The sequence below is a fragment of the Parvibaculum sp. genome (assembly GCF_049672805.1).
In the GTDB taxonomy this organism is placed as follows: domain Bacteria; phylum Pseudomonadota; class Alphaproteobacteria; order Parvibaculales; family Parvibaculaceae; genus Parvibaculum.
The window spans coordinates 1-4,937 of sequence record NZ_JBATWS010000172.1; the positions used below are offsets into that span (position 1 = coordinate 1).

At 61.5% G+C, this 4,937-nt stretch carries 4 protein-coding genes and 1 pseudogene; 1 reads left to right on the forward strand and 4 read right to left on the reverse strand.

Features of this window, described 5'->3' with window-relative positions:
* A partial coding sequence (locus tag WBF74_RS05575; protein WP_424436429.1) for a glutathione S-transferase occupies positions 1-980 on the forward strand: 980 nt, incomplete at its 5' end.
* A gap of 6 nt (positions 981-986) precedes the next feature.
* Here the strand turns inward: WBF74_RS05575 and WBF74_RS05580 are convergent.
* From WBF74_RS05580 to WBF74_RS05595, 4 genes and pseudogenes are all read right to left on the reverse strand, one after another.
* Positions 987-1,586 carry a TetR/AcrR family transcriptional regulator gene (locus WBF74_RS05580; RefSeq protein WP_424436432.1) on the reverse strand — a complete coding sequence of 200 codons (600 nt, stop codon included), beginning with the start codon at positions 1,584-1,586 and terminating at the stop codon, positions 987-989.
* Between the two features lie 151 nt (positions 1,587-1,737).
* Complete coding sequence (locus WBF74_RS05585) at positions 1,738-3,537, reverse strand: amidohydrolase (protein ID WP_424436435.1); 1,800 nt, start codon at positions 3,535-3,537, stop codon at positions 1,738-1,740.
* Between the two features lie 109 nt (positions 3,538-3,646).
* On the reverse strand, positions 3,647-4,453 hold the full coding sequence (locus tag WBF74_RS05590) for an enoyl-CoA hydratase/isomerase family protein (RefSeq protein WP_424436438.1): 807 nt from the start codon (positions 4,451-4,453) through the stop codon (positions 3,647-3,649).
* A gap of 157 nt (positions 4,454-4,610) precedes the next feature.
* Positions 4,611-4,937, reverse strand: a pseudogene (locus tag WBF74_RS05595) (hypothetical protein); the annotation flags it as partial.

Here is a 4,937-nt window from a genome sequence, read left to right on the forward strand (position 1 = left end):
ATACGCGCAAGATGCTGGCCGTGTTGCGCTACCGGCATCTGCCTTATCGCTTCTTCCTCACAGGCCATGGCGTGCCGAAAGACCTGCCGAAGCCCAAGGTGCAGCTCCTGCCGACCTTCTATCTGAAGGAGAATGGCGGCGAGTATCAGGCAGCGGTGGATTCCAGCCCGCTCATCCGCCGCTTCGAGAAAGAGTTTCCGGGCCGCAATGTCATCCCCTCCGACCCTGTGGTCGAGTTCATCGACTATCTGCTCGAAGACTATGCGGATGAATGGCTGACGAAAGCGATGTTCCATTATCGCTGGTACTACAAGCCCGATATCGAGCGCGCATCGGCAATCCTGCCGCGCTGGCGCGACATCACCGCGCGGGAGGCGGACCTGCAGGCGGCGGGCAAGATGTTTGCCGAACGGCAGATATCCCGCCTTTATGTTGTCGGCTCCAACGACACCACGGCTCCCGTGATCGAAGCGAGCTATACGCGCTTTCTTGATGCGATGAATGCGGTTCTGGAGGAACAGCCCTTCCTTATGGGCAAGCGCCCCGGCGGCAGCGATTTCGGCGTCTATGGGCAGTTAACCCAGCTTGCCCATTTCGATCCGACGCCCATGGCTGAGACCCTGCGCCGCGCGCCGCGCATCTTCGCCTGGGTTGACATTGTGGATGATCTCTCGGGCCACACGCCAGGCGATGATGACTGGATCAAGCGTGACGCCATTCCGCAGAGCCTGCGCAATCTGCTGACAGAAGTTGGCCGTGTTTATCCCCCTGCCCTGCTCGCCAATGCAGCCGCCCTGGCAAGTGGTGCCGAGATGGTCGAGACGGAGATCGACGGCAAGCCCTGGGTGCAGCAGCCTTTCCCCTATCAGGGGAAATGCCTGACATGGCTGCGCGAGAAATATCAGGCTCTTGCGCCCGATGATCGCCGGGCGGTCGATGCTATTCTGGCCGGGACGGGCTGCGAGGTGCTGTTCGGCTGATGTTACTCAGCGCTTCTCGCGGGGTGCGAGAAGCAGGGCGCGGGCTGTCATCTCCATCACCCGCTTTGCCTGTGCGATTGAGAGGTTCTGCTCGTTCCGCAGGCGATGCCAGAAGTCGAAGCTGAGAACGGCATCGACGGCTTCAAGCAATGTGCGGTCCTTGCGCAATTCGTCTGACAGGGCCGCGCGTGTTGCTTCGCGGATCGCCGCATTCATTCTGTTGCGGTCTTCCCGCAGATAGGCGGAGCGATGCATGTTGACATCCGCCGAAATGCGGAACGGCATGAGCTTTTCGAAAAGCTTTGCGCGGCGGTCCACCATTGTTTCAAGCCGCTCTTCAAGCGTGCCGCTGGGGGCCGGCAGGTCGAGCATCGGCGCGACCTCAAACAGGGCGAGCGCCGCGATTTCCCGATTGAGGGTTTCCATGTCGTCGAAGTGACGAAACACCGTCCGCAGGCCGACATCCGCCCTTGCAGCAACCTCTTCCGCACGGGGCGAAATGACCCCCTCGCGGATCAGGTCACGCATGGCCTCGACGATGCGGCGGCGGCTCGCGGCACTGCGAAGCCGACGGCCATCCTGCTTTTTCGGGACGGATTCAGTCATTGTTCAACGGGTCTCATAGGATTGGTCGCTGGCAACATCATCCCAAAGCCCGCGGGTAAATGCTACATGCGAGTGAGCGCGGAAGCCGCAAAATCAATCACTCTTGCGGCATCCGGTGCAATAAAGGCTCACACGGACGGTCTTTTGGCGCTCAGGCGCGATAGATCGTCTCACCCCGCTTGATCGTCTCGGTGATGGTGAGATTCTTCAGATCATCAGGAGCCATCACGCCGGGGTCTTCCTCCGTGATCACCAGATCGGCGAGCTTCCCCGTTTCGATGGAGCCTTTAATGTCATCCTCGAAATGCTGGTAGGCCGCATCGAGCGTTATGCCGCGCAGCGCGTCCAGCGCGCCGATGCGCTGTTCTTCTCCCAGAACCTCGTTGCGCCGTGTACGGCGGTTAACCGCCGACCAGAGCAGCATGCGGCAGTCGGACGGCACGACGGGTGAGTCATTATGCAGCGTGAAGCGCATGCCGCGATCAATGGTCGAGCGAACCGGGCTGATGCGGGAGGCCCGTTCCACCCCCAGAACAGAGTCGCGGTGCCAGTCTCCCCAAAAGAAAGTATGGGTGACGAAATAGGAGGGCATGACGCCAAGGCGCTGCATAAGGTCGAGCTGATCTTCCCGCAATGTCTGTGCATGGATCACAGTGGGGCGGCGATCTGCAAGACCGTACTTTACCGTCGCCTTTTCTATCGCGGCAATGAACTGGTCTGCCGCCGCATCACCATTGCAATGGGCATAGACTTGCCAGCCGCGCGCATAGGCGTCGTCCACCATCTTTGCGGCCGTTGCATCATCAACGATCGGGTATCCGCGATAGTCCGTATCGAAACCTGTCGGTACCACTTCATAGGGCTTGGTGAGCCAGGCGGTTTTTGCCTGCGGCGAGCCGTCCAGCATCAGCTTGATGCCGCCAATCTTGAAGCCGTTATAGTCCCGCTTCATCTCGACCTCGCTTCTGGCGAGATCCTCGATATGGGTGAAGAAGGGATAGGCAATGACATCGAGCCGCAGCCTGTCGCGTTCCGCTGCGAGCGAGAGAAGCTCATAGTCCGGCCCCCGCGTGGCGCCATCCTGCGCGGTGGTGATGCCCCATGCGGCATAGCGGTCCTGCACCATATCCAGAAGATCGAGCAATTCCTCGCGCGAGGCCTGTGGCAGGCGCGGCATGGCAAGCGAGAGAGCTCCTTCTTCAAGGATGCCGTTCGGCTCGTTTGTGCCCGGCCAACGACGGATGACGCCGCCGCGCGGATCAGGCGTATTCGCCGTGATGCCAAGCAGTGACAGGGCATAGGAGTTCACCACAGCAACATGAAGCGAGGCATGATAGACAAGGATCGGCTGAGTGGTTGAAACCTCGTCGAGATCGGTGCGGGTGATGGCCCGTTTCTCCGCAAGGAGGGAGTCATCATAGCTTGCACCGAGCAGCCACCCGCCGCGCCCGCCGCCCGTTTTCTCCCGATATTTCACGAGTTCCGACTGGATGTCCGCGATGCAGCGGATGGGGCCTGCGGGTTCAGGCGCGAGATTCTGGAAGCCCATAAGAAGCGCGGTCATGGAGATATGACCATGGCAATCCACAAAGCCCGGCATCATGGTCCGACCCCTGAGATCGACAATCCTTGTTTCCCTGCCCGCCCGCGCCGCAACATCAACCTCGGTTCCGGCTGCGATGATGCGGCCACCACGGACTGCAATCGCTTCTGCAAGCGGCGTTGCATCATTCATGGTACGGATGGTCCCGCCCCGGTAAACGGTGACGCCGGGTGCCGCATCGGCGCGGCTCCGGCGCGTCTCGCCCAAGGCAATGGCAGGCGCTGTGAAGGCAAGCGCCGTGGCGAGACCTGCCGCTCCGGCTGCACCTGCCTCGCTTTTCCCGGTCAGCGCGGAAAGGGCGGCTGCGGTAAAGGCGGCGCCTACACCGAAAAAGCCGCGCCTGCTCAATCCCGGATCCCGGGGCCGATAGGCGTCCCACACATAGGGAGAACAACAGGGGCAACCACCGCGATGCGTTGCCGGTTTGTCATGGCCCATCCGTTTTCTCCCCTCGCCTTTACCGCCCCGTGAAATCGGGTTTCCGTTTTTCGAGGAAGGCATTCACCGCCTCCCGATGATCCTCGCTCGTCGATGCAAGCGCAAACTGGTCGGCATCCATGAAGGTGGAAACCGCGTTGAGCGCCGTTGCCGCCTGCGTGATACCGCGCTTTGCCATGCGAACGGAAACGGGCGGCAGTGCGGCCACCTTGTCCGCCCAGCGCCGTGCTGTTGCGAGCGCTGCGCCATCTTCGCATATCTCGTCAGCGAGGCCCCATTTTTCCGCCGTCCCGGCATCAACCTTCTCGCCGAAGATGGTGAACTGCTTCGTGCGGGACGGACCAATGAGGTTCACCATGCGGGGCTGCGTATGCCAGCTCATATTCATACCGAGAGGAATTTCGGGCAGACGGAAATAGGCGCTCTTTCCCGTCACGCGAAAATCGCAGGACACGGAAAGGGCGACACCGCCGCCGATGCAGAAGCCTTCAATGGCAACGATGGTCACCTGATCAAGCGCTTCCCACGCATCGCACATATCGGGCCCGGCGCGCAGCATCTCGCGGCGCTCGAGCAGCGAGGCTGCGGCACGCTGCCTGATAGCGGGATCGGTGAGGTCGGCACCGCCGGTAAAGACCTGTCCGCCTGTGAGCACTACCGCGCTTGTCTCTATATCCTCCCGCAACAGGCGCGCAGTCTGTGCGAGGTCGCGCAAGAGCTGCACGGAAAGGGCATTGATGCGGTCGCCCCGATCGAAGCGGACGACGGCCACGCGGCCTTCCCGTTCGATGGTGATGAAGTCGCCCACCGTTTCCTTGACGGACATGCGTTCCCCCCTTGCTGACTGGCATCTCCGAGCCTTGCAGGGATGATGATACGTCATCTGCGGAAAACCCAGCGCTTTCCTTTCATGCGGGCAGGCGGAGACACGAAAAAAGGCGGCGCCGGGTATGCGCCGCCTTTCACCCCGATCTTGGGGAGCTTCAACTGTTCATCATCTTCCATGCCCCGTCGGGCTGGCGGCAGGCGGTGCCATAGGCTTCTTCCGCGCGACCGCCAATCGTCACGACCGTCTGATACTCCCGGCAATACTGGCCGGGATACGGCTCATAGGTGCGCAGCGGCGTCATCGCATAGCCATAGCCGCTATGAGGATCTTCCCAATAGACGCGCTGGTGGGCGGGCACATATTCGAGCACGTCGCCCATGCAGGCCTGATTATTGGCATCGATCACATGACCAACGAGGCCGCCAAGCACGGCACCGATGAGCGCGCCGCCCACCACCGGCCCGGCGCCCCGGCCTTGGTC